Raw genomic sequence first — 24,883 nt, 5'->3', positions numbered from 1 at the left:
AAATAAAAAAGAGCTGGAGCCTTTTCAAGCGCCAGCCCTTGAGCCGTGGGCGCAGGAAGCTGCCCGGAGGCAGCACCCCTGCTGTGCAGAATCAAGCAGCCAGCTTGGCCTTGACCTGCTCCACGATGCCGGCAAAAGCGGCCTTGTCGTGCACGGCGATGTCCGCAAGCATCTTGCGGTCGATCTCGATACCGGCCTTGCGGATGCCGTTGGCGAACTGGCTGTAGGTCAGGCCCAGTTCACGCGAGGCGGCGTTGATACGCGCGATCCACAGCTGACGGAACACGCGCTTCTTGGTACGGCGGTCACGGTAGGCGTATTGGCCTGCCTTCATCACCGCCTGTTTGGCGACGCGGAAGACATTGCCGCGGCGACCGCGGAAACCCTTGGCGAGTGCGAGAACTTTCTTGTGGCGGGCGCGAGCCGTTACACCACGTTTGACGCGAGGCATGTGTGTACTCCTTGTTCGTCTGAGTTAAATGCCACGGCCGGGCAGCATGGCGGCGACAGAAACCATGTTGGTCTCATGCACTGCGACTGCACCACGGAGGTGACGCTTGTTCTTGGTGGTCTTCTTCGTCAAGATGTGACGCTTGAAGGCTTGACCGCGCTTGACGGTGCCACCGGGACGAACGCGGAAACGTTTTTTCGCGCTGCTCTTGGTCTTCATTTTGGGCATGTGAATGCTCCTTTAGTTTGTGCTCGTGAGGCGCCGCGGATACTCCACGGACTTGTTGGCCCCGAGACACTTCTTTATCTCGCCCCTGCCTGCGCTTCTTTCAAAGCGCCGGCAACGGCGAAATCCCTTCAAAACCTCGTCTGCTGCAAACGCCTCAGGCGGTTGCCGCGGGCGCCGTTGCCGGTGCAGCGTCTGCTGCCGGCTTGGGAGCACCGCCACCGGCCTTCTTTCGGCCCGGCGCGATCATCATGATCATCTGCCGGCCTTCCAGCTTCGGGAACTGCTCGACCATGATCAGGTCACCCAGTTCGTCGCGAATGCGCTGCAAGAGTGCCAAGCCGAGCTCCTGGTGCGTGATCTCGCGGCCACGGAAGCGCAGCGTGATCTTGCATTTGTCGCCCTCTTCAAGAAAGCGCTTGATGTTGCGCATCTTGATGTTGTAGTCGCCGTCGTCGGTACCGGGTCGGAACTTGATTTCCTTGACCTCGATGACCTTCTGCTTCGACTTCGCCTCGGCCGCTTTTTTCTGCTCGTGGTACTTGAACTTGCCGTACTCGATCAGGCGACATACCGGCGGATTGGCCGCCGCGACGACCTCCACCAGATCCACATCAGCCTCGCCAGCGAGGCGCAGGGCCTCCGAGAGACTCATAACACCCAATGGCTCGTTTTCCGGGCCTACAAGGCGGACTTCCGGGGCCATGATTTCCCGGTTCAGGCGGTGTTGGCGTTCCTCGCGGTGGCGGCGGTCGCGAAATGCAGTAGCGATGGTCAGAATCCTTCAAAATTTGCTACAAAATCTGTAGCGAACGCCGGTCAGTCCTCGCGGACAAGCGGCACGATTTGGCTGGGAAACATATGGGGTGTTTCAGAGACAAATCAACGCTTGTCGGCAACATCCTGGACGAGCCGTTGCACGAACGATTCGAGGGACATTGCTCCGAGGTCTTGATTACCCCGGGCGCGCACTGCGACGGCACCTGCTTCCTTTTCCTTGTCGCCCACGACGAGGATGTAAGGGAGCTTTTGCAACGAATGCTTCCGTATTTTATACGTAATCTTCTCGTTGTGCAGATCCAGCTGAACCCTAAGCCCTTGATTTTGCAGCGTTTTCGCAACTTGCGCAGCGTAATCGGCCTGCCCTTCGCTGATATTGAGCACCGCCACCTGCACCGGAGCGAGCCATGCAGGCAGTGCGCCGGAGTGGTGTTCGATCAGCATGCCGATGAAGCGCTCGAGGCTGCCCACAATGGCGCGATGCAGCATCACGGGGTGCGCGCGGCCGCTCGATTCCGTCACGTATTCGCCGCCCAAGCGCTCGGCCGTGTTGAAGTCGACCTGCATCGTGCCGCACTGCCACTGGCGGCCGATGGCGTCGCGCAGCGTGTATTCGATCTTCGGACCGTAGAAGGCGCCATCGCCCGGCGAGATGATGAAATCGACACCCGAGCGGCGCAGCGACTCCATCACCGCGTGCTCGGCCTTGTCCCACAGCTCGTCGGAGCCGACGCGGTTCTCGGGCCGCGTGGCGACCTTGTAGAGGATGTCCGTGAAGCCGAAATCGGCATAGACCTTCTGCAGCTGCTCCGTGTAGGCGATGCATTCGTCGAGGATCTGGTCTTCCGTGCAGAAGATGTGACCGTCGTCCTGCGTAAAACCGCGCACGCGCATGATCCCGTGCAGCGCACCGCTGGGTTCGTTGCGGTGGCACTGTCCGAACTCGCCGTAGCGCAACGGCAGGTCACGGTAGCTGCGCAGATCGCTCTTGAAGATCAGCACGTGGCCCGGGCAGTTCATCGGCTTCAACGCGTATTCGCGCTTTTCCGATTCCGTCGTGAACATGTTGTCGCGATAGTTCTGCCAATGGCCCGTTTTCTCCCACAGGCTCTTGTCGAGGATCTGCGGGCCCTTCACTTCCCAATAGCCCGTGTCGCGGTAGATGCCGCGCATGTACTGCTCCACCGCCTGCCACACCGCCCAGCCCTTGGGGTGCCAGAACACCACGCCCGGCGCCACTTCGTCGATGTGGAACAGGTCGAGCTCCTTGCCCAGCTTGCGATGGTCGCGCTTCTCGGCTTCCTCGATGCGCTGGATGTACTGGTCGAGTTGCTTCTTGTCGGCCCAGGCCGTGCCGTAGATGCGCTGCAGTTGCTCGTTCTTCGCGTCGCCGCGCCAGTAGGCGCCGGCCAGCTTCGTGAGCTTGAAAACCTTGAGGAAGCGCGTGTTCGGCACGTGCGGGCCGCGGCACATGTCGACGTATTCCTGGTGGTAGTACAGGCCCATCGCCTGCTCGTCGGGCATGTCTTCGACCAGGCGGAGCTTGTAGTCTTCGCCGCGCGACTTGAAGATCTCGATCACCTCGGCGCGCGGCGTCATCTTCTTGACGACGTCGTAGTCCTGCGCGATCAGCTCGCGCATGCGCGCTTCGATCGCCGCCATGTCCTCGGGCGTAAAGGGGCGCTCGTAGGAGATGTCGTAGTAAAAACCTTCGTCGATCACTGGACCGATCACCATCTTGGCCGTCGGGTAAAGCTGCTTCACCGCATGCCCGACCAAGTGGGCCGTCGAGTGACGAATGATCTCGAGGCCCTCGTCGTCCTTGGGCGTGATGATCTGGAGCTTGGCGTCGTGGTCAATGACGTCGCTGGCATCGACCAGACGGCCGTCGACCTTGCCGGCCACCGTCATCTTGGCGAGGCCTGGGCCGATGGACTGGGCCACTTCGGCCACCGAAACCGGGCCTGGGAACTCGCGGCGCGAGTTGTCGGGGAGCGTGATCTGGATCATGTGAAACCTCGGGAGAAAAACAAAAAAGCGCGGTGGATGCCGCGCTTTGCTTGGTTTGGAGCTGGAGAAAAACCAGCGAGCGCGGGCTACCGGCTCTTTCCTTCGATCGCCTCGAAGAAGAAAAAGCCGCTGAATCCTTGCGGAGTAGTTCGCGGTGTCATAACCAAGATGCCTTTCTCGCTCTTGTTGAGTGCAGAGACGGCAATTCTAACTTCTGCCCGCCAGTGCTGTGGGCGCCTGCGTTCTCGAGCCCCTGCGCCTCGCCGGGCCGCCGCAAAAAAGCCCGGCGCATGGCCGGGCTTGAAAGTGACAGCGAAATATCGGTGCCGGCAGATCAGTGGAACTGTTCTTCCTCGGTCGAGCCGGTCAGCGCGGTGACGCTGGACTTGCCGCCCTGGATCACGGTGGTCACTTCGTCGAAGTAACCCGTGCCCACTTCCTGCTGGTGCGACACGAAGGTGTAGCCACGGTCGCGCGCTGCGAATTCAGGCTCCTGCACCTTCTCGACATAGGCCGACATGCCGCGCGCCACATAGTCTTGCGCCAGGTCGAACATGTTGAACCACATCGAGTGGATGCCGGCCAGCGTGATGAACTGGTACTTGTAACCCATGGCGCCCAGTTCCTTCTGGAACTTGGCAATGGTCGCGTCGTCGAGGTTCTTCTTCCAGTTGAACGACGGCGAGCAGTTGTAGGCCAGCATCTTGCCCGGATGCACCTTGTGCACGGCTTCGGCGAACTTGCGGGCGAACTCGAGGTCGGGCGTGCCGGTTTCGCACCACACCAGGTCGGCGTAGTAGGCGTAGGCCACAGCGCGGCTGATGGCTTGGTCCATGCCCTTCTTGGTCTTGTAGAAGCCTTCGGCGGTGCGCTCGCCGGTCAGGAAGGGCTTGTCGTTCTCGTCGTAGTCGCTGGTGATGAGGTCGGCCGCTTCCGCATCGGTGCGGGCAATCACGAGCGTCGGGGTGCCGCAAACGTCGGCCGCCATGCGGGCCGCGATGAGCTTCTGCACCGCTTCGGTCGTGGGCACGAGCACCTTGCCGCCCATGTGGCCGCACTTCTTGACCGAGGCGAGCTGGTCTTCGAAGTGCACGCCGCCGGCGCCGGCCTTGATCATGGCCTTCATCAGTTCGAAACCGTTCAGCACGCCGCCGAAACCGGCTTCGGCGTCAGCCACGATGGGCGCGAAGTAGTCGGTATAGCCCTTGTCGCCGGGATTCACGTTCTTGGACCACTGAATTTCGTCGGCACGGCGGAAGGTGTTGTTGATCCGCTCGACCACGGTCGGCACCGAGTCCACCGGGTACAGCGACTGGTCGGGGTACATCGAGGCGTAGCTGTTGTTGTCGGCGGCGACTTGCCAGCCCGACAGGTAGATGGCCTTCACGCCAGCCTTGACCTGCTGCATCGCCTGGCCGCCGGTGAGCGCGCCGAGGCAGTTGACGTAAGGCTCGTTATTCACCAGGTCCCAGAGCTTCTCGGCGCCGCGGCGGGCCAGCGTGTGCTCGATGGGGAAGGAGCCGCGAAGGCGCACGACGTCGGCGGCGCTGTAGCCGCGCTTGATGCCCTTCCAGCGCGGATTGGTGGCCCAGTCTTTTTCGAGGGCGGCAATCTGTTGTTCGCGGCTCAGTTGTTCGGTGAGGGTCTGGGGCATGGTCACTCCGTGAGGTTGATTGAGGTTAGGCGCTGCGGCCTTGGGATCAACTGTAATCGGATCGCAGACTCTTATGTCTTATAGAAGACATATTTTTCACTCAACAAAATCAATGACTTACAGAGATATTTCTCAATGCAAAACTATTTTTCCCATATTGAGAAAAAATATTGCGCCGCAACAGCGATGCATTCCACGATGCGCAATCAATCTTTCGGTGGTGAAAACGTCGGCGATTTCTCCGCGGCATGCGCGATCCAGTCGCCGCCGTCGATCACCGGACGACTCGCAATCCGCGAAAGATGAATCTCGTAGACCAGGCAATCGAGCCACTGCGCACCGATCGCCACGCGAACCCCGCGCTTGATGTACTCGCCCGAATCGTCCTCGGCCACTTCTTCCAGCAGATCGAGCGCCGCCTCGACCGCGGGCTCGACGCGATAGATCTCGCCCTTCACGCGCCCCGCCCCACCCAGCACGATGCCTGGATAGGCACCGAGGTCGTACAGCGTCCCGGCAATGCTTGCCTCTCCGACAAAGACAGGCGCTGGCCGGTAGCGCGCGATGTCGTTGCGCCCGTGACGACGCAGCGTGCCGTAGACAAAAACGTGGGGCATCATCGAATCCGCTTTCTTCCACAACAACAAAACTTCAGTCTATTGAACTCCGCTGCCCCCGCTTCCGGCCGCCTCGTGGCCTATGGCTGCCTGGCCCTGAGCATGTCGCTCGTCGGCGCCTACGTCGCCCTCTCCAAGCCCCTTGTCGCTGCGTTTCCGGTGCTGCTGCTCGCATGGCTGCGCTTCGGCATCGCTGCACTGGCCATGCCACACTGGCTCAAGCGCGGCGCGGACGAACCGCCGATGACGGCGCGCACACGCTGGCTCGTCTTCCTCGAATCGTTCCTCGGCAACTTCCTGTTCTCGATCTGCATGCTGTACGGCGTGAGCATGACGAGTGCGGTGTCTGCGGGCGTGATCATGGCGTCGATCCCCGCGGTGGTCGCGGTGGCGAGCTGGCTGTTCCTGCGCGAACGCATCACGGTGCGCATCGGCTTGGCCATCGCATGCGCCGCGCTCGGCATCGGACTGCTCGCCCTCAGCCCCGCGCATGCACCGGCGTCGCCCGATGCGGCGAAGTCGTCGATGCCGTGGCTTGGCAACCTGCTGGTGTTCTGTGCGGTGCTCTGCGAGACCGCTTATGCGGTGATCGGCAAGTCGCTCACGGGACGCCTGGGCCCCAAGCGCATCGCGTCGCTCATCAACCTCTGGGGCTTCGTGCTCTCGACGCCCTTTGGCATCTGGTTCGCGCTGTCGTTCGACTTCGCTGCGGTGCATGGCGGCATCTGGGCGCTGCTGGTGGCCTACGCACTTGCTGCGAGCATCTGGACGGTGTGGCTCTGGATGACCGGACTGCGCCATGTTCCCGCTGCGCAGGCCGGCGTTTTCGCCGTGCTGCTGCCCGTCAGCGCCGCCCTCGTGGGCGTGTTCGTGCTCGGTGAAAACCTCTCGTCGCCGCAGCTGATTGCATTCGCGCTTGCGCTCGCAGGCGTGGTGCTTGCGACCTGGCCTGCGCGCCGAACGTGAAAAACAAGGCTTCTCCCCTCTGAAAAAACAACAACTCCCAATGAAAAAACCGCTTTTTCCCTTGGAAACGCGTTTTTTCTCCTTTAGCATCCGCATTGCCACTGGAGACGCAAGTTTTTCATTGGTGAATGTTCAACCAAAAAAGGAAATCAACCATGGCAACTGCAAAGAAGGCTCCGGCCAAGAAAGCTCCGGCAAAGAAGGCCGCTCCCGCAAAGAAGGCTGCGGCTCCTGCAAAGAAGGCTGCACCGGCGAAGAAGGCCGCTCCCGCAAAGAAGGCTGCTCCTGCAAAGAAGGCCGCACCGGCGAAGAAGGCTGCTCCTGCAAAGAAGGCAGCTCCCGCCAAGAAGCGCACCCCCAACGCTGCGTTCATGAAGGCCCTGACCCCCAGCCCGGCACTCGCCGCTGTGGTCGGTTCGACGCCTTTGCCGCGCACCGCTGTCGTGAGCAAGCTGTGGGACTACATCAAGAAGAACAATCTTCAAGACAAGGCCAACAAGCGCAACATCAACGCCGACGCCAAGCTGAAGGAAATCTTCGGCAAGGCCCAAGTGTCGATGTTCGAACTGGCCGCGCTGATTGGCAAGCACGTCAAGTAAGCGCCCAGGGGCCTCGCGCTCCTGAATCAAAAAGCCGGCTCACGCCGGCTTTTTTTTCGCCTGCGGCAAGGCCACTCCCTCCTCGAAGAATCGCGCCGGCGTGCAGCCGAAGTTCTTGCGGAAGGTTTCGATGAACGCGCTCACCGAGTTGTAGCCGACCGTCAGGGCCACGGTCGTCACGGCCTCGCCGAGGCTCAACAATTCGACGGCCTTCAGCAAGCGCGATTGCTGCCGCCATTGCGCGAAGCTCAGCCCCGTCTCGGCAGTGAAGCGGCGCGTGAGCGTCCTGCGCGCCATGCCAATGCGATCGGCCCACTGGTCGATGGTGTCGGGCATCGCGGGATCGTTCGCCAACGCAGCGGCCATCGCCGCAAGGCGCTTGTCCTGCGGCATCGGCAGATGGAGCGATGGCCTGGCGCTCGCAGCGAGCTCGTCGAGCAGCACACCGACAAGCCGCGCGCGACGTGCCTCGAAGTCAATCGACGGCGCTTCAAGCGATGTCAGCCGGTCGACCACCGCCTGCATCAACGGCGTCGTCGCAAACACATGCGGTCCGTCGGGCAGACCGACTGCCATCGCCGGGTCGATGTGCAGGCTCCAACCCGCCGTGGCGCCAAAACTCTGCGCCGCATGCGCACAGCGCGGCGCGATCCAGCCGATCCATCCCGGCGGCTGCACCCAGCGTCCCGATGGCGTCTCAATGACCTGCAGTCCCTCGCGCAAGGCGAACAACTGCCCTGTCTCGTGCGCGTGATAGCCCGTGACGCGCGGCGCCTCGTAGGCGTTGATCCAGAGCCTGACCGGTGCGTCAGCTGCCATGCCTGGCCCGCCGGAGGTATCGATTGGCCCCGCGCCGCAAGCCGCGAAGCGCCCTGCTGCCTAGCATCGAGTCCATCTTCACAACGCCTTCAAAGGAACACACATGCAAGCCCAGGACGTATTGCCCGACGGACAGGATTTCGTCGTCAGGAACGGACTCCAGTTGCGGAAGGGCTCGGTCGCCGCCTTCCTCGCCAACGCGCAGTTGCTGCAGGACCCGAACGCCAGCGCAGATGCCAAGCAGGCCGCCGAGCGCGACCTGATCGAACTGCTGCCCGCCCTCGAAGCGCTCGGCCTGTTCGACGTGTTCGAGTTGCGCTCGCCCACATTGCGCGACGAGGTGGCCCGTCATCGCGCGGCGCTCAATTCCGCGCCTGCTTCGCCGAGCGCCTGATCGACGCCAGCGTCCCGCGCGTGGTGATCACCTCGGGGTCCAGCGGGATCTCGATCAGCGTGCCGGTCTCGGCTGCCAGCGCGCGCAGCAGTGCGGCTTCGAACTGCCCCGTCTCCGTCACGCGCTCGGCCGCATAGCCGTAAGCGCGGGCGAGACCGCAGAAGTCCGGGTTGCGCAGCGCAGTGCCGCTGGTGCGCTCCGGGTACTCGCGCTCCTGGTGCATGCGGATCGTGCCGAACATGCCGTTGTTGAGCAGCACGACGATGCTCTTGCCGCCGTGCTGCGCGGCCGTCGCCAACTCCTGCCCCGTCATCAGGAAATCGCCGTCGCCCGCGATGGTGAAGGCCACGCGCCCCGTCGCCAGGTTCGCCGCGATGCCGGCCGGCACGCCATAGCCCATCGCACCGCTGGTCGGCGCCAGCTGCGTCTTGTGTCCCTTGGCGAGCCCGTGATAGCGGAAGTAGCGATGCACCCAGCTCGCGAAGTTGCCAGCGCCGTTGGTGATGGCCGCATCCGGCGGCAGGTGTTTCTGCAGCAGCGCGACGACTTCCGCCATGTCGACCGGGCCGCGCGGCGTTTCGGCCGGCATGCCGGCCAGCGCCTGCGGCACGAGGTTGGCTTCGTAGTCCGCATGCGCTTGCGCGGTCCATTCCTCCCACGGCAGCGCGGGCGGTGCGCTCAGCACCTCCAGGCTGCGCGCCGCGGCGCTCATGCCGGCATTGATCGCCAGGTCGGCCTGGTAGACGCGGTTGAGTTCCTCGGCGCTCGCGTGGATGTGCACCAGCACCTGCTTCGCCTTTGGCGCTTCGAGCAGCGTGTAGCCGCCCGTCGTCATCTCGCCCAGGCGTGGGCCGATGGCGAGGATCAGGTCTGCATCCTTCACGCGCTGCGCGAGCTTCGGATTGATCGCGATGCCGACATCGCCCGCATACAGCGGATGGTGGTTGTCGAAGGTGTCCTGATAGCGGAACGCGTTGGTCACCGGCAGGCGCCAGTTCTCGGCGAAGCGCTGCAGCGCCTGCGCGGCCTGCGTCGTCCAGCCACCACCGCCGGCAATCACCAGCGGCTGCCGCGACTTCAACAGCAACTCGCGCAAGGTGCGCAGCGCGCCCGGATCGCTCCACGGCTGCACCGCCTCCACACGCGGCAACGGCCGCGCTGACGTTTCCGAACGCAGCATGTCCTCGGGCAGCACCAGCACCACCGGCCCCGGCCGCCCGTTCATCGCCGTGGCAAAGGCACGCGCCACGTATTCGGGAATGCGGTCCGCGTCGTCGATGCGCTCCACGCGCTTGGCGAATCCCTTCGTGCTCGGCCCGAAGAAGCTGCCGTAGTCCACCTCCTGGAAGGCCTCGCGATCGCGGAAGTCGCTGCCGACGTCGCCCACGAACAGCACCATTGGCGTGGAGTCCTGGAACGCGTTGTGCACGCCGATCGAAGCGTTGGTCGCGCCCGGCCCACGGGTGACGAAGCACACGCCCGGCCGGCCGGTCAGCTTGCCGTGCGCCTCGGCCATGAAGGCCGCGCCACCCTCCTGGCGGTTCACGATGAAGCGCGCGCGGTCGCCGTATGCATGAAAGCCGTCAAGCACCGCGAGGAAGCTTTCCCCGGGCACGCCGAATGCGATCTCCATGCCTTGCGCGACCAGGCACTCGACGATCAAGTGGCCTGCGGGTTGTGATGTACTCATGAGAAGTCGAACCTCAGCTGCAATGTCTCCGGCAATTATGTGCGTCTGCTCCTCACGCCTTGCGTTAATTCCCCAAATGGTTAAATTCGCGCCATGAAGGCACCGAAGGATTCCCCGACCGAGACGCTCGAACCGCGCTCGCGCGATGCCGACCGCTCGCAGCTCGCCATCCTCGCCGCGGCGCGCGAGGAGTTCTCGCAACTGGGGCTGGCCGGCGCGCGCATGGACAGCATCGCCACGCGCGCGGGCCTGAACAAGCGCCTCATCTACTACTACTTCGGCAGCAAGGACGACCTGTTCCTCGCAGTGCTCGAACGCACCTACGCCGACATCCGCGAAGCCGAGCAGCGGCTGCACCTGGACGAGATCGAACCGGTCGAGGCGATCCGCCAACTCGTGTCGTTCACCTGGCACTACTACCTCGAACACCCCGAGTTCATCACGCTGCTCAACAGCGAAAACCTACACCGCGCCGCGCACCTGAAGCGTTCCGAGCGCATCCAGGAAATGAATTCTCCGCTGGTGCAGCTGCTCGACACCGTGCTCGAGCGCGGCCGCCGCGAGAACCTCTTCCATGCGGGTGTGGACCCGGTGCAGCTCTACATCTCGATCGCGTCGCTCTGCTACTTCTACCTCTCGAACAACCACACGCTCTCGGCCATCTTCGGCCGTGACCTGCGTGCGCCCAAGGCGATGGCGCAACGCCTCTCGCACATGACCGATCTGGTCCTGGGCTACGTCCTGAAATAGGCTCACCCCCAGGCTTCGCGCACTTCGTGTCGCTACGCCAACCCCCTTCCGGGGGCAACACCTGCGGCCCGGCAAAGCCGGTTCCGCGGTGTTACTGGCCTTGGCTGCGCCAGCTTCACGCGTCGCGCGCGGCGCAAATCCCTTCGACCAACCACTGAGCCTCCTTCGGGTATCCACTAGGCGGCGTCGGTTGACGCTGCGGCGCAGCCATTCCTAAAATCGTTAATTCACTTATTGGTGAATTGATCGATTCAAGACAGCGGCCCGACCGCGCGGAGACAGACAACCATGAAGCACCTTGCACGCACCACCGCATTCGCTGCCCTCACCACCCTGGCCGCGTTGATGCCGGGCCTGGCGTCCGCGCAGAACGGCTACCCCACCAAGCCGATCCGCGTGATCGTTCCCTTTGCGGCCGGCAGCACCACCGACATCATTGCCCGCGCCATCGCCGACAAGATGAGCCAGAGCATGGGCCAGACACTGGTGATCGACAACCGCGGCGGCGCGAGCGGCACCATCGGCCAGCAGGCGGTGGCCACGGCCGCATCGGACGGCTACACGGTCATGATCCATTCGTCCTCGCACACGGTGAGCCCCTCCACGTTCGCCAAGCTGCCGTTCGACACGGTGAGCGATTTCGCGGGCGTCACGCCGATCTCGTCCCTGCCCAACGCGCTGGTCATCTCGCCCTCGAAGAACATCAAGACACTGCCGCAGCTCCTGGCCGCCGCACGCGCCAAGCCCGGCAGCATGAACTTCGCCTCGGCCGGTCAGGGCAGCGCCACGCACCTGAACGCCGAGAAGTTCAAGATGGCCGCGAAGATCGACGCGACCAACATCCCCTTCAAGGGATCGGGCGAAGCGGTGACCGAAGTGCTCTCGGGCCGCGTCGACTACTACTTCTCGCCCATCGCCCCGGTGATCGGCCAGATCAAGGAGGGCCAGCTGCTCGCGCTCGCCGTCGGCTCGCCCAAGCGCGCGGCCGCCCTGCCCGACGTTCCCACCACCACCGAGGCCGGCGTGCCTGGCTCCGAATTCAACTTCTGGATCGGGATGATGGCGCCCGCCAAGACGCCGCGCGACATCGTCAACCGCCTGCACGACGAGGTGGCCAAGGCGCTGGCCACTCCAGAGGTGAAGGAGCGCTTCCTCAAGCTCGGCGCCGACGCCTGGACGCTCAAGCCCGAGCAATTCGACGCCTACATCAAGGAAGAAATCGCGAGCAACGCCCAGCTCGTGAAGGCTGCGGGCTTGCAGGTTCAGCAATAGGCCATCTCCACAAGACACTCGTCCTCGTCATGCTCCGCAAGCTCCTGCTCACCCCGGCCCTGCGCCCGTTCCTGCTGATCCTGTTGCTGCTGGTGCTGTGGGACCTGACGATCCGGCTCTTCAAGATCCCGGCCTACCTGATCCCGCCGCCGTGGGAAGTGGTCAAGCAACTCGTCGCCGAATGGCCGCGCCTTTTGAGCGAAGCCTGGAAGACCACGCTCGCCACGCTGGGTGGGTTTGGCCTCACGATCCTCATCGGCATTCCGATCGCGATGGTCATCGCCTACTCGCGGCTGGTCGAGTCATACGTGTACCCGCTCTTGGTGTTCTCGCAGAGCATCCCGAAGGTGGCGATCGCGCCGCTCTTCGTTGTGTGGTTCGGCTTCGGCATCCTGCCCAAGGTGATCAGCGCCTTCCTGCTGGGCTTCTTCCCGGTGGTGGTGTCCACGGTGATGGGCTTCAAGTCGGTGGAGCCCGACATGCTCGACCTGGCCCGATCGATGGGCGCGAGCCGCCTGCAGACCTTCTTCAAGATCAGCCTGCCGCAGGCCCTGCCCGCGATCTTCAGCGGCCTGAAGGTCTCGGTCACGCTGGCCGTCGTCGGCGCGGTGGTCGGCGAATTCGTCGGCTCCAACTCGGGCATCGGCTATGTGCTGCAGGTGGCCAACGGCAACTTCGACCTGCCGTTGATGTTCGCTGCGCTCGTCGTGCTGTCGAGCATCGGCGTGATCCTCTTCGTCGCGGTCGACCTGGTCGAGCGTCTGATGATTCCGTGGCACGCCTCCCAGCGCCACGTGCAATGAGTTCCTTCGTCATACCCAGAAAACCAGAAAACTCCCGGAGACAACCGCCATGAAGAAACTGCTTCCCTCGATGCTCGCCGTTGCCGTCACGGCCCTTGCGACCTTTGCCATCGCGCCCGCCCATGCCCAGGCCGACAAGCCCAAGGACAAGGTCACGCTGATGCTCAACTGGTACCTCTACAGCGAGCATGCGACCTTCTTCCTCGGCAAGGAAAAGGGCTTCTACGCCGAAGAGGGCATCGACCTGGACATCCAGGAAGGCCGCGGCTCCGCCGTCACCGCACAGGCGGTGGCCGCCAAGTCGGCGACATTCGGGTACATCGACGTCACCACCATGATCAAGGCGGCCGCCAAGGGCGCGCCGCTCAAGTCGACCGGCGTGCTGTTCCAGGTGAGCCCGATGTCGGTCATGGGCTTCAGCGAGAAGAACATCAAGACGCCCAAGGACATCATCGGCAAGACCGTGGCTGTCACGCCCGGCGATTCGATGTCGCAGATGTGGCCGCTGTTCCTCAAGGTGAACGACATCAAGCCCGACCAGGTGAAGATCGTCTCGGGTGACGGCCAGACCAAGCTCAATGCGGTGACCAACGGCCAGGCCGACCTCTTGCTCGGCTACGTGATGGACCAGGCCATCAAGCTGCAGGATGCCACCGGCAAGCCCGTGACACCGATCCGCTTTGCCGACTCGGGCGTGAACCAGATCAGCTCCGGGATCATCACCAACAAGAACCTGCTGACCGAGAACCCCGACCTGGTGAAGCGCTTCATGCGCGCCTCCACCAAGGCCGCCGAGGCCGCCGAGAAGAGCCCGGAGGCCGCGGTGGACGCGATGCTCAAGGCCAACCCGAAGGCCGGCGTGCGCGACACGCTGATCGTCGGCATGAAGCAGAGCGTTGCGCTCTATCACACGAAGGAAACGGCGAACCAACGGCCGTTCCGTGTGGCGATGAAGAACGTGAACGACTCGCTCGACCTGCTGGTGCAGTACGGCGGCATGGATGCCTCCACGCGCGGCAAGCCCGAGGACTACGTGACCCTCGACTTCCTGCCGAACTGATCTTTCGTCCGCGCGCTCGCTGTTGCCACCTCTCACGCATTCCATGTCCCAAGTCAACCTGATCGAAGCGCGCGGCGTCTCGAAAACGTACCAAAGCAAGGACGGCCCGGTCGAATCGCTCAAGCCGCTGGACTTCGCCATCCAGGAAGGCGAGTTCGTCTCCGTCGTCGGCCCGTCGGGCTGCGGCAAGAGCACGCTGCTGAAGATGGTCGCCGGCCTGCTGCCCATCAGCGGCGGCGAGCTCACGCTGGCCGGCAAGCCGATCAAGGGACCGCAGAAGGACGTGGGCATCGTGTTCCAGAGCGCCGTGCTGCTGCCCTGGCGCAGCGTCGAAGACAACATCCTGCTGCAGGCCGAGATGCGCCACCTGCCCAAGGCCGCCTCGCAGGCCCGGGCGCGCGAGCTCATGGAGATGGCCGGCCTCAAGGGCTTCGAGCGCAAGTACCCCTGGCAGCTCTCGGGCGGCATGCAGCAACGCGCCTCGATCTGCCGCGCGCTGCTACACGACCCGTCGGTGCTGCTGATGGACGAGCCCTTCGGCGCGCTCGACGCCATGACGCGCGAGAAGATGAATCTGGAGTTGCAGCGCATCTGGATGGCCTCGAAGAAGACCGTGATGCTGATCACCCACAGCATCCCCGAGGCGATCTTTCTCTCGGACCGCGTGATCGTGATGAGCGAACGGCCCGGCTCGATCGCCGCCGTGTACGACATCGACCTGCCGCGCCCGCGCACGCTCGACATGATGGCCTCGCCCGAGTTCGGCGCGTACACGAAGCTGGTGCGTGCGCATTTCTTCTCGCAGGGCATCCTGGACCACTGAACGCCAGCCATGGACGCGCCCCGCTTTCACATCGAAGAAATCCGCTTTTCCGAGCGCGACGTGGCGCTGCGGTTGCCGTTCCGCTTCGGCGCCGCCACCGTCACCGCCTGCCCGCAGGTGTACGTGCGTGCCCGCATCCGCTTCGATAACGGAGGCACGGCCGAGGGCTGCGCGGCCGAGATGATGGTGCCCAAGTGGTTCGACAAGAACCCGGCCCTCAACAACGAGCAGAACTTCGAGCAGCTGCGCTTTGCACTGCGCGATGCGCGCGATGCCTACGTCGCTGAAGACGATGCGCAGAGTGCGTGGACGCACTTCGCCTCGAACTACGCCGCGCTGCAGGCCCGCGCGAAGGCCAAGGGCCTGCAGGCGCTGGTGGCCAGCTACGGCCCCGCGCTGATCGACCGTGCGGTGATGGACGCGTTGTGCCTGCACACCGGCACGAGCTTCGCAACCGCCATGAGCGCCAACCTCTGCGGCATCGACATTGCGGGCAGCGGACTTGCCGACGACCTCTCGGGCTTCGACATGCCCGCATTCCTGGCCAGCCAGTCGCCGCGCGCGAGCATCGCGGCACGCCACACCGTCGGCCTGGCCGATGCCATCGACGACAGCGACGCCCTCCCCGATGCGCCCGCCGACGGCCTGCCCACCACGCTCGCCGCGGCGGTGAAACGCTACGGCCTCACCCACTTCAAGCTCAAGCTCTGCGGCAACACCGCGCATGACATCGACCGGCTCCAGCGCATCGCCCGCGTGATCGACGGCCATGCGCAGCTCGTGACGCTCGACGGCAACGAGCAATACGCCGACGCCGACGACTTCGCCGTCTTCCTCGACCGCATGCTCTCCACGCCCGTGCTGTGGAAGCTCGCGCAGAAGACCGTCTTCGTCGAACAGCCGATCCGCCGCGATGCCGCGCTGGAGCGCAGCGTGTCGGCGCTGGGCAAGCGCATTCCGCTGCTGATCGACGAATCCGACGCCACGCTCGACGCCTTCGTGCAGGCCCGCGCGCTCGGCTACACCGGCGTCTCGAGCAAGAGCTGCAAAGGCTTCTACAAGTCGGTCGTCAACGCGGCACGCTGCGCACATTGGAACGCGGCCGAGAACAACTCGCGCCATTTCCTCTCCGGCGAAGACCTCACCATGCAGGCCGGCATCGGCGTGCAGCAGGACCTCGCGCTCGTCGGCTGGCTCGGCCTCTCGCACGTCGAGCGCAACGGACACCATTACGTCAATGGCCTCGCGGCCGTGCCCGAGGCCGAGCAGCAAGCGCTGCTGAAGCTGCACCCCGGCCTTTACGAACCCAGCGACGGCGCCGTGCGCCTCGCCATCCGCGGCGGACAGCTCCCCCTGTCGTCGCTTGCCACCGCGCCTGGCTTTGCCACCGGCATTCCCGGCGCCGGCATCTCGTGGGACGCCATGCGTTCCGTCTACTGAAGCCCCCTCTCGCATCCCAAGGAAGAAAACGATGGCCACTCAACGTCTCGGAATCATCATGCACGGCGTCACCGGCCGCATGGGCATGAACCAGCATCTGATCCGCTCGATCTGCGCGATCCGCGCGCAAGGCGGCGTCACGCTGTCGAACGGCGACAAGGTCATGCCAGACCCGATCCTCATCGGCCGCAACGCCGAGAAGATGGAAGCGCTCGCCAAGGCCCACAACATCGCGCGCTGGGGCACCGACCTCGACAAGGCGCTGGAGAACAAGGACGACACCATCTTCTTCGACGCCGGCACCACGCAGATGCGCCCCACGCTGCTGGCCAAGGCCATCCGCGCCGGCAAGCATGTGTACTGCGAGAAACCGATCGCGACCAACCTGAACGAAGCCGTGGAGATCGCGCGCCTGGCCGAAGGCTCGGGCCTGAAGCACGGTGCGGTGCAAGACAAGCTCTTCCTCCCCGGCCTGCGCAAGCTCGACATGCTGCGCCGCGCCGGCTTCTTCGGTCGCATGCTCAGCGTGCGCCTGGAGTTCGGCTACTGGGTGTTCGAGGGCGACTTGCAGCCCATCCAGCGCCCGAGCTGGAACTACCGCAAGGAAGACGGCGGCGGGATGATCCTGGACATGATGTGCCACTGGCGCTACGTGCTGGACAACCTGTTCGGCGAAGTGAAGTCGGTCTCGTGCATCGGCGCCACGCACATCCCCAAGCGCTGGGACGAAGCCGGCAAGCCGTACGAAGCCACCGCCGACGACGCGGCCTACGCCACCTGCGAACTCACCGGCCACAACGGCGAGCCGGTGATCGCGCAGATCAACATGAGCTGGGTCACGCGCGTGCGCCGCGATGACCTCGTGACCTTCCATGTCGATGGCACCGACGGCTCGGCCGTGGCCGGTCTTTCGAGCTGCCGCGCCCAGTCGCGCGTCGCCACGCCGCGCCCGGTGTGGAACCCCGACGAAAAGCAGATGATGAATTTCTTCGACCAGTGGCAGGAGATTCCGGATTCGCAGGTCTACGACAACGGCTTCAAGATCCAGTGGGAGCACTTCATCCGCCACGTGGTGGAGAACGAACCCTACAAGTGGACGCTGCCCGAAGGCGCCAAGGGCGTGCAGCTGGTTGAGGCCGCGCTCGAATCGTGGAAGGACCGCCGCTGGGTCGATGTGCCGGCGCTGAAGGTCTGAGGAAGAAGCTGCCATGGCACTGTCGCTGACCCTCCCCACCGCGAGCGGCGCGCTCGCGCCCTACGCCCTGCGCGGTACCGCGCCCGTCAAGCCCGATGCGGGCGTGAAGTTCAACCGCATCGCCTACTCGGCCGCGCACGTCGTCGCCGACCCGCTTGCGGCCGTCGACCCGTGGCTGCAAGCGGCGGTCGACTGGGACACCACCATCGCCTACCGCCGCCACCTGTTCTCGCTGGGCCTGGGCGTGGCCGAGGCGATGGACACCGCGCAGCGCGGCATGGGCCTGGACTGGCCCACGTCGCTCGAACTGATCCGCCGCTCGCTCGATGCCGCGAAAGACGTGCCGGGCGCGCTGGTCGCCTCGGGCTGCGGCACCGATCACCTGAACATCGACGACGTGACGAGCGTCGACGACGTGATCCGCGGCTACGAGGAGCAGATGGCCGCCATCGAGGCGCTCGGCGGCAAGCTGATCGTGATGGCGAGCCGCGCACTCGCCCGCGTGGCGAAGAGCCCCGCCGACTACGAGCGCGTGTACGACCGCATCCTGAGCCAGGCGAAGCAGCCCGTGGTGCTGCACTGGCTGGGCGACATGTTCGACCCGGCACTCGCGGGCTACTGGGGCACGAAGGACGTCGATGCGGCGATGGACACCGCCGTGGGCATCATTGCGGCGCACCCGGACAAAGTCGACGGCATCAAGATCTCCCTGCTCGACAAGGACAAGGAAATCGCGATGCGCCGGCGCCTGCCCAAGGGCGTGCGCATGTACACCGGCGACGACTTCAACTACGCCGAGCTGATCGCAGGCGACGGCTTCGGCGACGAGCCCACGCATGGCAAGAGCGATGCGCTGCTCGGCATCTTCGACGCCATCGCGCCCGCGGCCAGCGCCGCACTGGGCGCACTGGCGCAAGGCAACACCGAGAAGTTCCACGCCATCCTCGGCCCCACGGTGCCGCTGTCGCGCCACATCTTTGCGGCGCCCACGCGCTTCTACAAGACCGGCGTGGTGTTCATGGCCTGGCTCAACGGCCACCAGAAGCACTTCACGATGGTGGGCGGCCAGCAAAGCACGCGCTCATTGCAGCACTTCGCCGAACTGTTCCGCCTTGCGGATGCGGCGAACCTGCTGGAGCAACCGGAGTTGGCGGTTCGGCGCATGAAGACGCTGCTGGCCCTGCACGGCGTGGAAGGTTGAACGAGCCCATGCGCGATTTCTCGCAGAACCACGACTGGCTGTCGATCAACACCGCCACGGTGCGCAAGCAACTGGGTGCCGAGGTGCCGCTGGACCGCATCATCGACCAGTGCGCCGAGCGCGGCATCCACGCGATCAGCCCGTGGCGCGACCAGGTGGCCGCGATCGGTCTCGACAAGGTAGCGAAGCAATTGAAGGCGCACGACATCGGCCTCTCGGGCTACTGCCGCGGCGGCTTCTTCCCCGCGCCCGATGCGGCTGGCCTGAAGGCCGCGCTCGACGACAACCGCCGTGCCATCGACGAGGCGAAGACGCTCGATGCACCTTGCCTCGTGCTGGTCGTCGGCGCGCTGCCCGGCGCGCTCGAAAGCAAGCCTGCGTACAAGGACATCGCCCGTGCACGTGGAGAGGTGCGCGACGGCATCGCCGCATCACTTGAGTACGCCCGCGAAGTCGGCATGCCGCTCGCCATCGAACCGCTGCACCCGATGCAGGCGGCCGACCGCGCGTGCATCAACACGCTCGAACACGCGCTCGACCTCTGCGACGAACTCGACGCAGGCAAGAGCGGCATGCTCGGCGTGGCGCTCGACATCTATCACGTCTGGTGGGACCCGAAGCTGCAGCAGCAGATCGCCCGCACCGGCCGCGAGCGCCTGCTGGCGTACCACGTCTGCGACTGGCTCACGCCCACGCGCGACCTGCTGAGCGACCGCGGGATGATGGGCGACGGGGTCGTCGAACTGAAGAAGATCCGAGGCTGGGTCGAGGATGCGGGCTTCGCGGGGTTCAGCGAGGTCGAGATCTTTTCGAACCTCGACTGGTGGCAGCGGCCCGGGGCCGAGACGCTCGACGTTTGCATCGAGCGACACCGCAGCGCGGTCTGACGAACTGCACCGAAGCGAATTGCAGCCGCTTGTGCTGCAATTCACCCCATGGCTGACCCGACCCTCGACGACCTGCGCCGCTACGCGGTGGCGCGCACCCTCTTCAAGCCGACCACGTTGCCCGGTGCGATCCGCCAGCTCGGTTTCGTGCAGGCCGATCCGATCCGGGCCCCTGCGCGTGCGCAAGACCTGACCTTGCGCCACCGCGTGAAGGACTACCGCGCAGGCGATCTCGAAAGCCGCTACACCCGCCTGACCATCGAGGAAGACTGCCTCGTCAACTACGGGTTCCTGCCGCGCGAGCATCTGGCATTGATGCACCCGCGCGAAGCCAAGCAAGCCTGGAACGCCGACACCCGACGCAAGGCGGCCGACGTGCTGGCCTATGTGCGCGAGCATGGCCCGGTGCATCCGCGCCAGGTCGAACAGCACTTCGCGCATGGCCGCATCAAGAACTACTGGGGCGGCTCGAGCAATGCGACCACGCACCTGCTCGACGGCATGCACTACCGCGGCCTGCTGCGCGTGGTGCGGCGCGACAGCGGCACGCGGGTCTATGAAGCGGTGACGCACATTCCCGCCGACGACAGCCCCGCGGGCCGCGCGCAACGCGCCGCCGCGCTCATCGAACTGATCGTGCGCAAGTACGCGCCGCTGCCCGCCGCGAGCCTCACCTACCTCGTGCGCCTGCTCGGCTACGGCGCGCCGCATCTCGCGGCGCAGACGCAGGCGGCGCTGCGCCTCGCACGCGAAGAGCTCGCGAGCTGCCGCATCGACGGGACCACCTGGTACTGGCCCGCGGACGAGAACCCGGCCTCCAGGCGCCATGCGCCCGACGATGCGGTGCGCCTGCTCGCGCCCTTCGATCCGGTCGTGTGGGACCGCCGCCGCTTCGAGTTGCTGTGGGGCTGGACGTACAAGTTCGAGGCCTACACGCCCGCGCCCAAACGCCAATTCGGCTACTACGCGCTACCGCTGCTGTGGCACGACCGCGTGATCGGCTGGGCCAACGTGACCGCGCCCGGGGGCCGGCTGCAGCCGGCCTTCGGCTACGTCGACAGGAAGCCGCGCGATGCGGCGTTTCGCGCGGCGCTCGACGAAGAGCTGCAGCGCATGACGCTCTTCCTCTCGGGCCGATGATCCGCTTCGGCTTCCCCAAAAAGCCGCTTCTATAATTTCGCTCCTCAGCCAGCCGCCCGACAAGGGCCTGCCAGCTGTCTCCGAAGGAACGGAGACGGCAACCGCCCCGGACCGACGCCACGCCGTCGAAACCGCCGGTTGCCACCCCTGCGACGCCAGAACACACAGACAACACCAGCCGGTCGCCTGCCATGGGCGCGCGGCCGGCTGCGCTCGTATTTCCACACACTGACCCGAGAAGCCATGGCACGCCCCGCCGCGTGCCGCAGCCACTCCCTATCGCTTGACAGCAGGACACCGGAGAAGCTGCACATGACCCATTCGAAGAACCGCCCGAAACCGCGCCGCGCGCACCACCGCCGCCGCATCGCCATCGCCGCTGCTGCCGTCGCATTGGGTGCGACAGCCCCCGGCTATGCAGAGGAAAGGGACGAAGTCGCGGAGCGCGGCAAGGCCTTGCCCACCGTGACCGTCACGAGCGACGCCGAGGAAAGCGCGACCGGCCCGGTGACCGGCTTCGTCGCCAAGCGCGGCGCCACCGCCACCAAGACCGACACGCCGCTGATCGAGACGCCGCAGGCCATCTCGGTCATCACGCGCGACCAGATCGAGGCCCAGGGCGCACTCACGCTGCGCGAGGTCACCAACTACACGGCCGGCGTGGTGTCGAGCTACTTCGACAGCCGCGGCGACACGTTCAAGGTGCGCGGCGGCGATGCGGTCCAGTACCTGGACGGCCTGCAGCGCAGCTACGGCTTCTACAACACCACGAAGCCCGACCCCTACACGCTCGAGCGCGTCGAACTGCTGCGCGGCCCGTCGTCGATGCTGTACGGCCAGGGAGGTGTCGGCGGCGTGCTCAACCTCGTGTCGAAGCGGCCGCAGGCCGAGACGCAACGCGAGGTGCAACTGCAGTACGGCAGCTTCAACCGAAAGCAGATCGCGGCCGACTTCACCGGCTCGCTCGACCCCGAGAGCAAGTGGATGTACCGCCTCGTGACCGTCAACCGCGACAGCGACACGCAGGTCGACCATGTGCGCGACGACCGGCAACTGATCGCTCCCTCGTTGACCTGGCGCCCGAGTGCGGACACCTCGCTCACGCTGCAACTGCTGTCGCAAAAGGACAAGAGCGGTTCGCTGATCGGCTTTTTCCCTTGGCAGGGCACGCTATACCCCTCGCGCTACGGCCGCATCCCGACCTCGACTTTCACGGGCGAACCCGGCTTCGACCGCTTCGACACGCAGCAGACCTCGCTGGGCTACCTGTTCAGCCACCGCTTCAATGACACCTGGACGGTGCGGCAGAACCTGCGCTCGACCGAGAGCAAGGTTTTCTACAACACCTCGTACACCAGCTTCGCCGCGAACCGCCGCACCGGCCGGCCCGCGCGCCCGGTGTTCAACGCGGATGCGCGCACCATCGAACGCGACCTCAGCGCCACGATCAACACCGCCCAGATGCTGCTGCTCGACAACCAGGCCGAGGCGAAGTTCAAGACCGGCGAGTTCGAACACACCGTGCTGATCGGCGCCGACTTCCAGCGCAACGAAACGACCCAGGCCAGGGGCAACGGCACCGCAGGCGCGCTGGATGTCTACGCACCGGTCTATGGCAACTACACGCCGCCCACCTTCATCGCGCGCCAGCCGGGCGTGCTGCAAAAGCAGGCCGGCATCTACGTGCAGGACCAGGTCAAGTACGGCCGCTGGGTCGGCCTGCTGGGCCTGCGCCACGACAAGGCGACCACCGACACCGAGGGCCGCCCTGCCGCGGCCGCCGACGACAAGGCGAACACCAAGCGCGCGGGCCTGGTCTACCTGGCCGACGGCGGATGGGCGCCGTACCTGAGCTATGCCGAATCGTTCCTGCCGCTGGGCGGCGTCGACCTGAACAACACACCCTTCAAGCCGCAGCGCGGCAAGCAATGGGAAGCGGGCGTGAGGTGGGAACCTGTGGGCCAGCGCACCTCGTTCATGGCGGCGGTGTATGACCTGCGCGACACCAACCGCAAGACCACCGACCCGGCCAATCCGCTCAACAGCGTGCAGCTCGGCGAAGTGCACGTGAAGGGGCTGGAGCTCGAATACAAGGGCAGCATCGCGCGCGACTGGGACTGGATCGCCGCCTACGCCTACACCGACGCGCGCGTCTCGCGCAGCAACGGCTCGGACCTGGGCAAGCGCATCTCGGGCGTGCCCAAGCACACGGCATCGGCGTGGGTGACGCATCGCTTTTCCATCGGCGGCGTCTCGGGCTTCTCGGTGGGCGGCGGCCTGCGCTACCTCGGCCCGTCGTACGACGGCACGGACAACAACCGCGTGCCCTCGGTCACGCTGGTCGATGCCATGCTGGCCTGGGACGGTGGCCCGTGGCGCGTCGCGCTCAATGCCTCGAACCTGACGGACAAGGTGCAGATCACCACCTGCATCGCACGCGGCGACTGCTTCTATGGCCAGCGCCGTACCTTGACTGCGACCGCCTCGTATCGCTTCTGAAGAAAATCCCCGCGCGCCGGAAGGTCTGGCGCGCGGGCGACAACCCTCTGCCGCAGGGGGCTTCTAGAATCGCGGCCGTCGCCCGGTTCGCCGGGCGGCAAGCGTTCTCAGGGCGGGGTGCAATTCCCCACCGGCGGTGATGGCGGCTGAAAAGCTGCACAAGCCCGCGAGCGCCCAAGGCCTGTGCAAGCAGGCCGAGGGGTCAGCAGATTTCGGTGCGATTCCGAAGCCGACGGTCACAGTCCGGATGAAAGAGAGCGCGAAATGCGGGCATGCCCGCGCGCTCTGCCATGCACGAGCGCGCGGCGGGCTTTGCGGTTTCGTGCGCCCTGATTCAGGAAACCTGCTTTTCAGAGGCACACCATGAGTCAGATCAACGACCTTCCCCTCTCCGCCATCACCGCGTCGAATTCGTCGCGCGGCGAGCGCATCGCTTTCGTCGAGGCGCAGTGGCATTCCGACATCGTCCACCAAGCACGCGACGCGTTTCTCGAAGAAATGGCACGCCTGGGCGTGGCGCGCGAGCTCATCGACATCTTCGATGTGCCCGGCGCCTTCGAGATTCCGCTGCACGCCAAGCGCCTGGCCAACTCGGGCAAGTACGCGGCCATCATCGGCTGCGCGCTGGTGGTCGACGGCGGCATCTATCGCCACGAGTTCGTTGCGAACACGGTGGTCAGCACGCTGATGTCGCTTCAGCTGGAGACCGACGTACCGATCTTCTCGGCCGTGCTCACGCCGCACCACTTCCACGAGCATGTGGAGCACCGCAAGTACTTCCATCGCCATTTCGCGATCAAGGGCACCGAAGTGGCCGAAGCCTGCTTCAAGACGCTCGAGGCACTGAAGAAGGTGGACGCGGCACTGGCTGCGTGACAACGGGGGGCCGTCCGCAGTAACCTGTGCGGATGGCTTCTTCACCTGCTTCCGAAGACCGCTACATCCTCTACGGCGCGCCCGGCTCGGGCGCCACGCCGGTCCATGCGGCGCTGACGCTGATCGGCGCGCAGGTCGACACCGTCGATATGTCCCCTTGGGAGGGCGAGTCCGAACGCGAGCGCGTGGCGGATGTCAATCCGATGCGCCAGGTGCCCGCGCTCGTGCTTCCCTCGGGCGAGCTCATGACCGAGAGCGCGGCCATCCTGATCTGGCTCGGCGATCGCTATCCCGAAGCCGGGCTCTGCCCCACGCCCGACGACCCGTTGCGCGCGCGCTACCTGCGCTGGATGGTCTATCTGCCAGCGGCCATCTACTCGCTCTTCTGGGTGCGCGACGATCCCACGCGCCTCACACCCGACCCTGCGGCGCAGCCCGCGATGCTCGAACGCACCGCCGAGCGCATCGCGCACTGCTGGCACTTGATGGACACGCAGATCGACGAGCCCGCGCCCTACTTGCTCGGCGAGAAGATCAGCATGCTCGACCTGTACGTGACGGTGCTGTCGCGCTGGACGCCGCAGCGCCGGCGCTTCTACCGCGTGGCGCCGCGCATGGCCCGCGTGGTGCGGCGCGTGGATGCCGATCCGCGGCTGGCCGAGTTCTGGGCCGCGCGCTTTCCGTTCTCGATGGACGAGGAAGCCAAGAAGGACTGACGCCCGCTCTTCCGAT

The 24,883-nt window shown here is 65.2% G+C and carries 24 protein-coding genes and 1 riboswitch; of the genes, 16 read left to right on the top strand and 8 right to left on the bottom strand.

Translation table 11 applies throughout. The features are described from left to right. Window positions 1-91: 91 nt before the first annotated feature. From rplT to ACSFA7_RS30615, 6 genes are all read right to left on the bottom strand, one after another. On the bottom strand, window positions 92-451 hold the full coding sequence (gene rplT, locus ACSFA7_RS30640) for a 50S ribosomal protein L20 (RefSeq protein ID WP_007832499.1): 360 nt from the start codon (window positions 449-451) through the stop codon (window positions 92-94). 24 nt (window positions 452-475) lie between these two features. Continuing rightward, entirely contained in the window at window positions 476-679 is a 204-nt protein-coding gene (gene rpmI, locus ACSFA7_RS30635; RefSeq protein WP_007832497.1) for a 50S ribosomal protein L35, read from the bottom strand. A gap of 154 nt (window positions 680-833) precedes the next feature. Continuing rightward, entirely contained in the window at window positions 834-1,457 is a 624-nt protein-coding gene (gene infC, locus ACSFA7_RS30630; RefSeq protein WP_080898454.1) for a translation initiation factor IF-3, read from the bottom strand. A gap of 101 nt (window positions 1,458-1,558) precedes the next feature. Next, entirely contained in the window at window positions 1,559-3,466 is a 1,908-nt protein-coding gene (gene thrS / locus ACSFA7_RS30625; protein WP_435502832.1) for a threonine--tRNA ligase, read from the bottom strand. Window positions 3,467-3,800: 334 nt separating this feature from the next. Further along, window positions 3,801-5,120, bottom strand: coding sequence for an isocitrate lyase (gene aceA / locus ACSFA7_RS30620; protein ID WP_435502831.1), 1,320 nt, complete (start codon window positions 5,118-5,120; stop codon window positions 3,801-3,803). Between the two features lie 206 nt (window positions 5,121-5,326). Further along, window positions 5,327-5,740, bottom strand: coding sequence for a gamma-glutamylcyclotransferase family protein (locus ACSFA7_RS30615; protein WP_435502952.1), 414 nt, complete (start codon window positions 5,738-5,740; stop codon window positions 5,327-5,329). Window positions 5,741-5,779: 39 nt separating this feature from the next. Here ACSFA7_RS30615 and ACSFA7_RS30610 point away from each other — a divergent pair, with 39 nt between their 5' ends. Both ACSFA7_RS30610 and ACSFA7_RS30605 read left to right on the top strand, forming a co-directional pair. Further along, the gene (locus tag ACSFA7_RS30610; protein WP_435502830.1) at window positions 5,780-6,703 is read left to right on the top strand and encodes a DMT family transporter; all 924 of its coding nucleotides are present in this window, start codon (window positions 5,780-5,782) and stop codon (window positions 6,701-6,703) included. 155 nt (window positions 6,704-6,858) lie between these two features. Continuing rightward, window positions 6,859-7,302 (top strand): SWIB/MDM2 domain-containing protein, encoded by a 444-nt coding sequence (locus ACSFA7_RS30605; RefSeq protein WP_042582079.1) that lies wholly within the window; start codon window positions 6,859-6,861, stop codon window positions 7,300-7,302. A 39-nt stretch (window positions 7,303-7,341) separates the two neighbouring features. On the opposite strand, the gene ACSFA7_RS30600 is transcribed toward ACSFA7_RS30605, so the two are convergent. Next, the gene (locus tag ACSFA7_RS30600; protein ID WP_435502829.1) at window positions 7,342-8,121 is read right to left on the bottom strand and encodes an AraC family transcriptional regulator; all 780 of its coding nucleotides are present in this window, start codon (window positions 8,119-8,121) and stop codon (window positions 7,342-7,344) included. Between the two features lie 103 nt (window positions 8,122-8,224). On the opposite strand from ACSFA7_RS30600, the gene ACSFA7_RS30595 reads away from it, so the two are divergent. Continuing rightward, window positions 8,225-8,515 (top strand): hypothetical protein, encoded by a 291-nt coding sequence (locus tag ACSFA7_RS30595; protein WP_435502828.1) that lies wholly within the window; start codon window positions 8,225-8,227, stop codon window positions 8,513-8,515. Here the strand turns inward: ACSFA7_RS30595 and ACSFA7_RS30590 are convergent. Continuing rightward, entirely contained in the window at window positions 8,484-10,205 is a 1,722-nt protein-coding gene (locus ACSFA7_RS30590) for a thiamine pyrophosphate-binding protein (protein ID WP_435502827.1), read from the bottom strand. The two genes, ACSFA7_RS30595 and ACSFA7_RS30590, sit on opposite strands and share 32 nt — an antisense overlap. Window positions 10,206-10,298: 93 nt before the next feature. Between ACSFA7_RS30590 and ACSFA7_RS30585 the strand changes: the two genes are divergently transcribed. The 13 genes from ACSFA7_RS30585 (at window position 10,299) to ACSFA7_RS30525 (ending at window position 24,867) form a co-directional block, all read left to right on the top strand. Further along, window positions 10,299-10,955 (top strand): TetR/AcrR family transcriptional regulator, encoded by a 657-nt coding sequence (locus ACSFA7_RS30585; RefSeq protein ID WP_435502826.1) that lies wholly within the window; start codon window positions 10,299-10,301, stop codon window positions 10,953-10,955. A 288-nt stretch (window positions 10,956-11,243) separates the two neighbouring features. Next, a complete protein-coding gene (locus tag ACSFA7_RS30580; RefSeq protein ID WP_435502825.1) occupies window positions 11,244-12,227 on the top strand; it encodes a tripartite tricarboxylate transporter substrate binding protein in 984 nt (327 codons plus the stop codon). A gap of 29 nt (window positions 12,228-12,256) precedes the next feature. After that, window positions 12,257-13,030, top strand: a complete 774-nt coding sequence (locus ACSFA7_RS30575; protein WP_435502824.1) for an ABC transporter permease — start codon at window positions 12,257-12,259, stop codon at window positions 13,028-13,030. A 49-nt stretch (window positions 13,031-13,079) separates the two neighbouring features. Beyond that, the gene (locus ACSFA7_RS30570; protein ID WP_435502823.1) at window positions 13,080-14,090 is read left to right on the top strand and encodes an ABC transporter substrate-binding protein; all 1,011 of its coding nucleotides are present in this window, start codon (window positions 13,080-13,082) and stop codon (window positions 14,088-14,090) included. A 43-nt stretch (window positions 14,091-14,133) separates the two neighbouring features. Continuing rightward, window positions 14,134-14,913 (top strand): ABC transporter ATP-binding protein, encoded by a 780-nt coding sequence (locus ACSFA7_RS30565; protein ID WP_435502822.1) that lies wholly within the window; start codon window positions 14,134-14,136, stop codon window positions 14,911-14,913. A 9-nt stretch (window positions 14,914-14,922) separates the two neighbouring features. Further along, window positions 14,923-16,353 carry an enolase C-terminal domain-like protein gene (locus tag ACSFA7_RS30560; protein ID WP_435502821.1) on the top strand — a complete coding sequence of 477 codons (1,431 nt, stop codon included), beginning with the start codon at window positions 14,923-14,925 and terminating at the stop codon, window positions 16,351-16,353. Between the two features lie 31 nt (window positions 16,354-16,384). Further along, window positions 16,385-17,548: a Gfo/Idh/MocA family protein gene (locus ACSFA7_RS30555; RefSeq protein WP_206174280.1), complete on the top strand. Its 1,164-nt coding sequence runs from the start codon at window positions 16,385-16,387 to the stop codon at window positions 17,546-17,548. A 13-nt stretch (window positions 17,549-17,561) separates the two neighbouring features. Further along, window positions 17,562-18,749, top strand: a complete 1,188-nt coding sequence (locus ACSFA7_RS30550; protein WP_435502820.1) for a dihydrodipicolinate synthase family protein — start codon at window positions 17,562-17,564, stop codon at window positions 18,747-18,749. Between the two features lie 8 nt (window positions 18,750-18,757). Beyond that, window positions 18,758-19,636: a sugar phosphate isomerase/epimerase family protein gene (locus tag ACSFA7_RS30545; protein ID WP_435502819.1), complete on the top strand. Its 879-nt coding sequence runs from the start codon at window positions 18,758-18,760 to the stop codon at window positions 19,634-19,636. A 48-nt stretch (window positions 19,637-19,684) separates the two neighbouring features. After that, window positions 19,685-20,776: a DNA glycosylase AlkZ-like family protein gene (locus ACSFA7_RS30540; protein WP_435502818.1), complete on the top strand. Its 1,092-nt coding sequence runs from the start codon at window positions 19,685-19,687 to the stop codon at window positions 20,774-20,776. A 312-nt stretch (window positions 20,777-21,088) separates the two neighbouring features. Next, window positions 21,089-23,275, top strand: a complete 2,187-nt coding sequence (locus ACSFA7_RS30535) for a TonB-dependent siderophore receptor (RefSeq protein ID WP_435502817.1) — start codon at window positions 21,089-21,091, stop codon at window positions 23,273-23,275. Window positions 23,276-23,374: 99 nt separating this feature from the next. Further along, window positions 23,375-23,538, top strand: a riboswitch (FMN riboswitch). 100 nt (window positions 23,539-23,638) lie between these two features. Further along, window positions 23,639-24,151 carry a 6,7-dimethyl-8-ribityllumazine synthase gene (locus tag ACSFA7_RS30530; protein WP_176656500.1) on the top strand — a complete coding sequence of 171 codons (513 nt, stop codon included), beginning with the start codon at window positions 23,639-23,641 and terminating at the stop codon, window positions 24,149-24,151. 32 nt (window positions 24,152-24,183) lie between these two features. Further along, on the top strand, window positions 24,184-24,867 hold the full coding sequence (locus ACSFA7_RS30525) for a glutathione S-transferase family protein (protein WP_435502816.1): 684 nt from the start codon (window positions 24,184-24,186) through the stop codon (window positions 24,865-24,867). Window positions 24,868-24,883 lie beyond the last annotated feature (16 nt).

Source organism: Variovorax trehalosi, assembly GCF_051216415.1.
Classification (GTDB): Bacteria; Pseudomonadota; Gammaproteobacteria; order Burkholderiales; family Burkholderiaceae_C; genus Variovorax.
This window is presented reverse-complemented; position numbering and strand designations above follow the sequence as displayed.

What these genes read in the sequence shown, in the direction of transcription:
- rplT (WP_007832499.1), bottom strand. Translation starts at nt 451, where the DNA reads ATGCCTCGCGTCAAACGTGGTGTAACGGCTCGCGCCCGCCACAAGAAA.
- rpmI (WP_007832497.1), bottom strand. Translation starts at nt 679, where the DNA reads ATGCCCAAAATGAAGACCAAGAGCAGCGCGAAAAAACGTTTCCGCGTT.
- thrS (WP_435502832.1), bottom strand. Translation starts at nt 3,466, where the DNA reads ATGATCCAGATCACGCTCCCCGACAACTCGCGCCGCGAGTTCCCAGGC.
- aceA (WP_435502831.1), bottom strand. Translation starts at nt 5,120, where the DNA reads ATGCCCCAGACCCTCACCGAACAACTGAGCCGCGAACAACAGATTGCC.
- ACSFA7_RS30615 (WP_435502952.1), bottom strand. Translation starts at nt 5,740, where the DNA reads ATGATGCCCCACGTTTTTGTCTACGGCACGCTGCGTCGTCACGGGCGC.
- ACSFA7_RS30605 (WP_042582079.1), top strand. Translation starts at nt 6,859, where the DNA reads ATGGCAACTGCAAAGAAGGCTCCGGCCAAGAAAGCTCCGGCAAAGAAG.
- ACSFA7_RS30600 (WP_435502829.1), bottom strand. Translation starts at nt 8,121, where the DNA reads ATGGCAGCTGACGCACCGGTCAGGCTCTGGATCAACGCCTACGAGGCG.
- ACSFA7_RS30595 (WP_435502828.1), top strand. Translation starts at nt 8,225, where the DNA reads ATGCAAGCCCAGGACGTATTGCCCGACGGACAGGATTTCGTCGTCAGG.
- ACSFA7_RS30590 (WP_435502827.1), bottom strand. Translation starts at nt 10,205, where the DNA reads ATGAGTACATCACAACCCGCAGGCCACTTGATCGTCGAGTGCCTGGTC.
- ACSFA7_RS30585 (WP_435502826.1), top strand. Translation starts at nt 10,299, where the DNA reads ATGAAGGCACCGAAGGATTCCCCGACCGAGACGCTCGAACCGCGCTCG.
- ACSFA7_RS30580 (WP_435502825.1), top strand. Translation starts at nt 11,244, where the DNA reads ATGAAGCACCTTGCACGCACCACCGCATTCGCTGCCCTCACCACCCTG.
- ACSFA7_RS30575 (WP_435502824.1), top strand. Translation starts at nt 12,257, where the DNA reads ATGCTCCGCAAGCTCCTGCTCACCCCGGCCCTGCGCCCGTTCCTGCTG.
- ACSFA7_RS30570 (WP_435502823.1), top strand. Translation starts at nt 13,080, where the DNA reads ATGAAGAAACTGCTTCCCTCGATGCTCGCCGTTGCCGTCACGGCCCTT.
- ACSFA7_RS30565 (WP_435502822.1), top strand. Translation starts at nt 14,134, where the DNA reads ATGTCCCAAGTCAACCTGATCGAAGCGCGCGGCGTCTCGAAAACGTAC.
- ACSFA7_RS30560 (WP_435502821.1), top strand. Translation starts at nt 14,923, where the DNA reads ATGGACGCGCCCCGCTTTCACATCGAAGAAATCCGCTTTTCCGAGCGC.
- ACSFA7_RS30555 (WP_206174280.1), top strand. Translation starts at nt 16,385, where the DNA reads ATGGCCACTCAACGTCTCGGAATCATCATGCACGGCGTCACCGGCCGC.
- ACSFA7_RS30550 (WP_435502820.1), top strand. Translation starts at nt 17,562, where the DNA reads ATGGCACTGTCGCTGACCCTCCCCACCGCGAGCGGCGCGCTCGCGCCC.
- ACSFA7_RS30545 (WP_435502819.1), top strand. Translation starts at nt 18,758, where the DNA reads ATGCGCGATTTCTCGCAGAACCACGACTGGCTGTCGATCAACACCGCC.
- ACSFA7_RS30540 (WP_435502818.1), top strand. Translation starts at nt 19,685, where the DNA reads ATGGCTGACCCGACCCTCGACGACCTGCGCCGCTACGCGGTGGCGCGC.
- ACSFA7_RS30535 (WP_435502817.1), top strand. Translation starts at nt 21,089, where the DNA reads ATGACCCATTCGAAGAACCGCCCGAAACCGCGCCGCGCGCACCACCGC.
- ACSFA7_RS30530 (WP_176656500.1), top strand. Translation starts at nt 23,639, where the DNA reads ATGAGTCAGATCAACGACCTTCCCCTCTCCGCCATCACCGCGTCGAAT.
- ACSFA7_RS30525 (WP_435502816.1), top strand. Translation starts at nt 24,184, where the DNA reads ATGGCTTCTTCACCTGCTTCCGAAGACCGCTACATCCTCTACGGCGCG.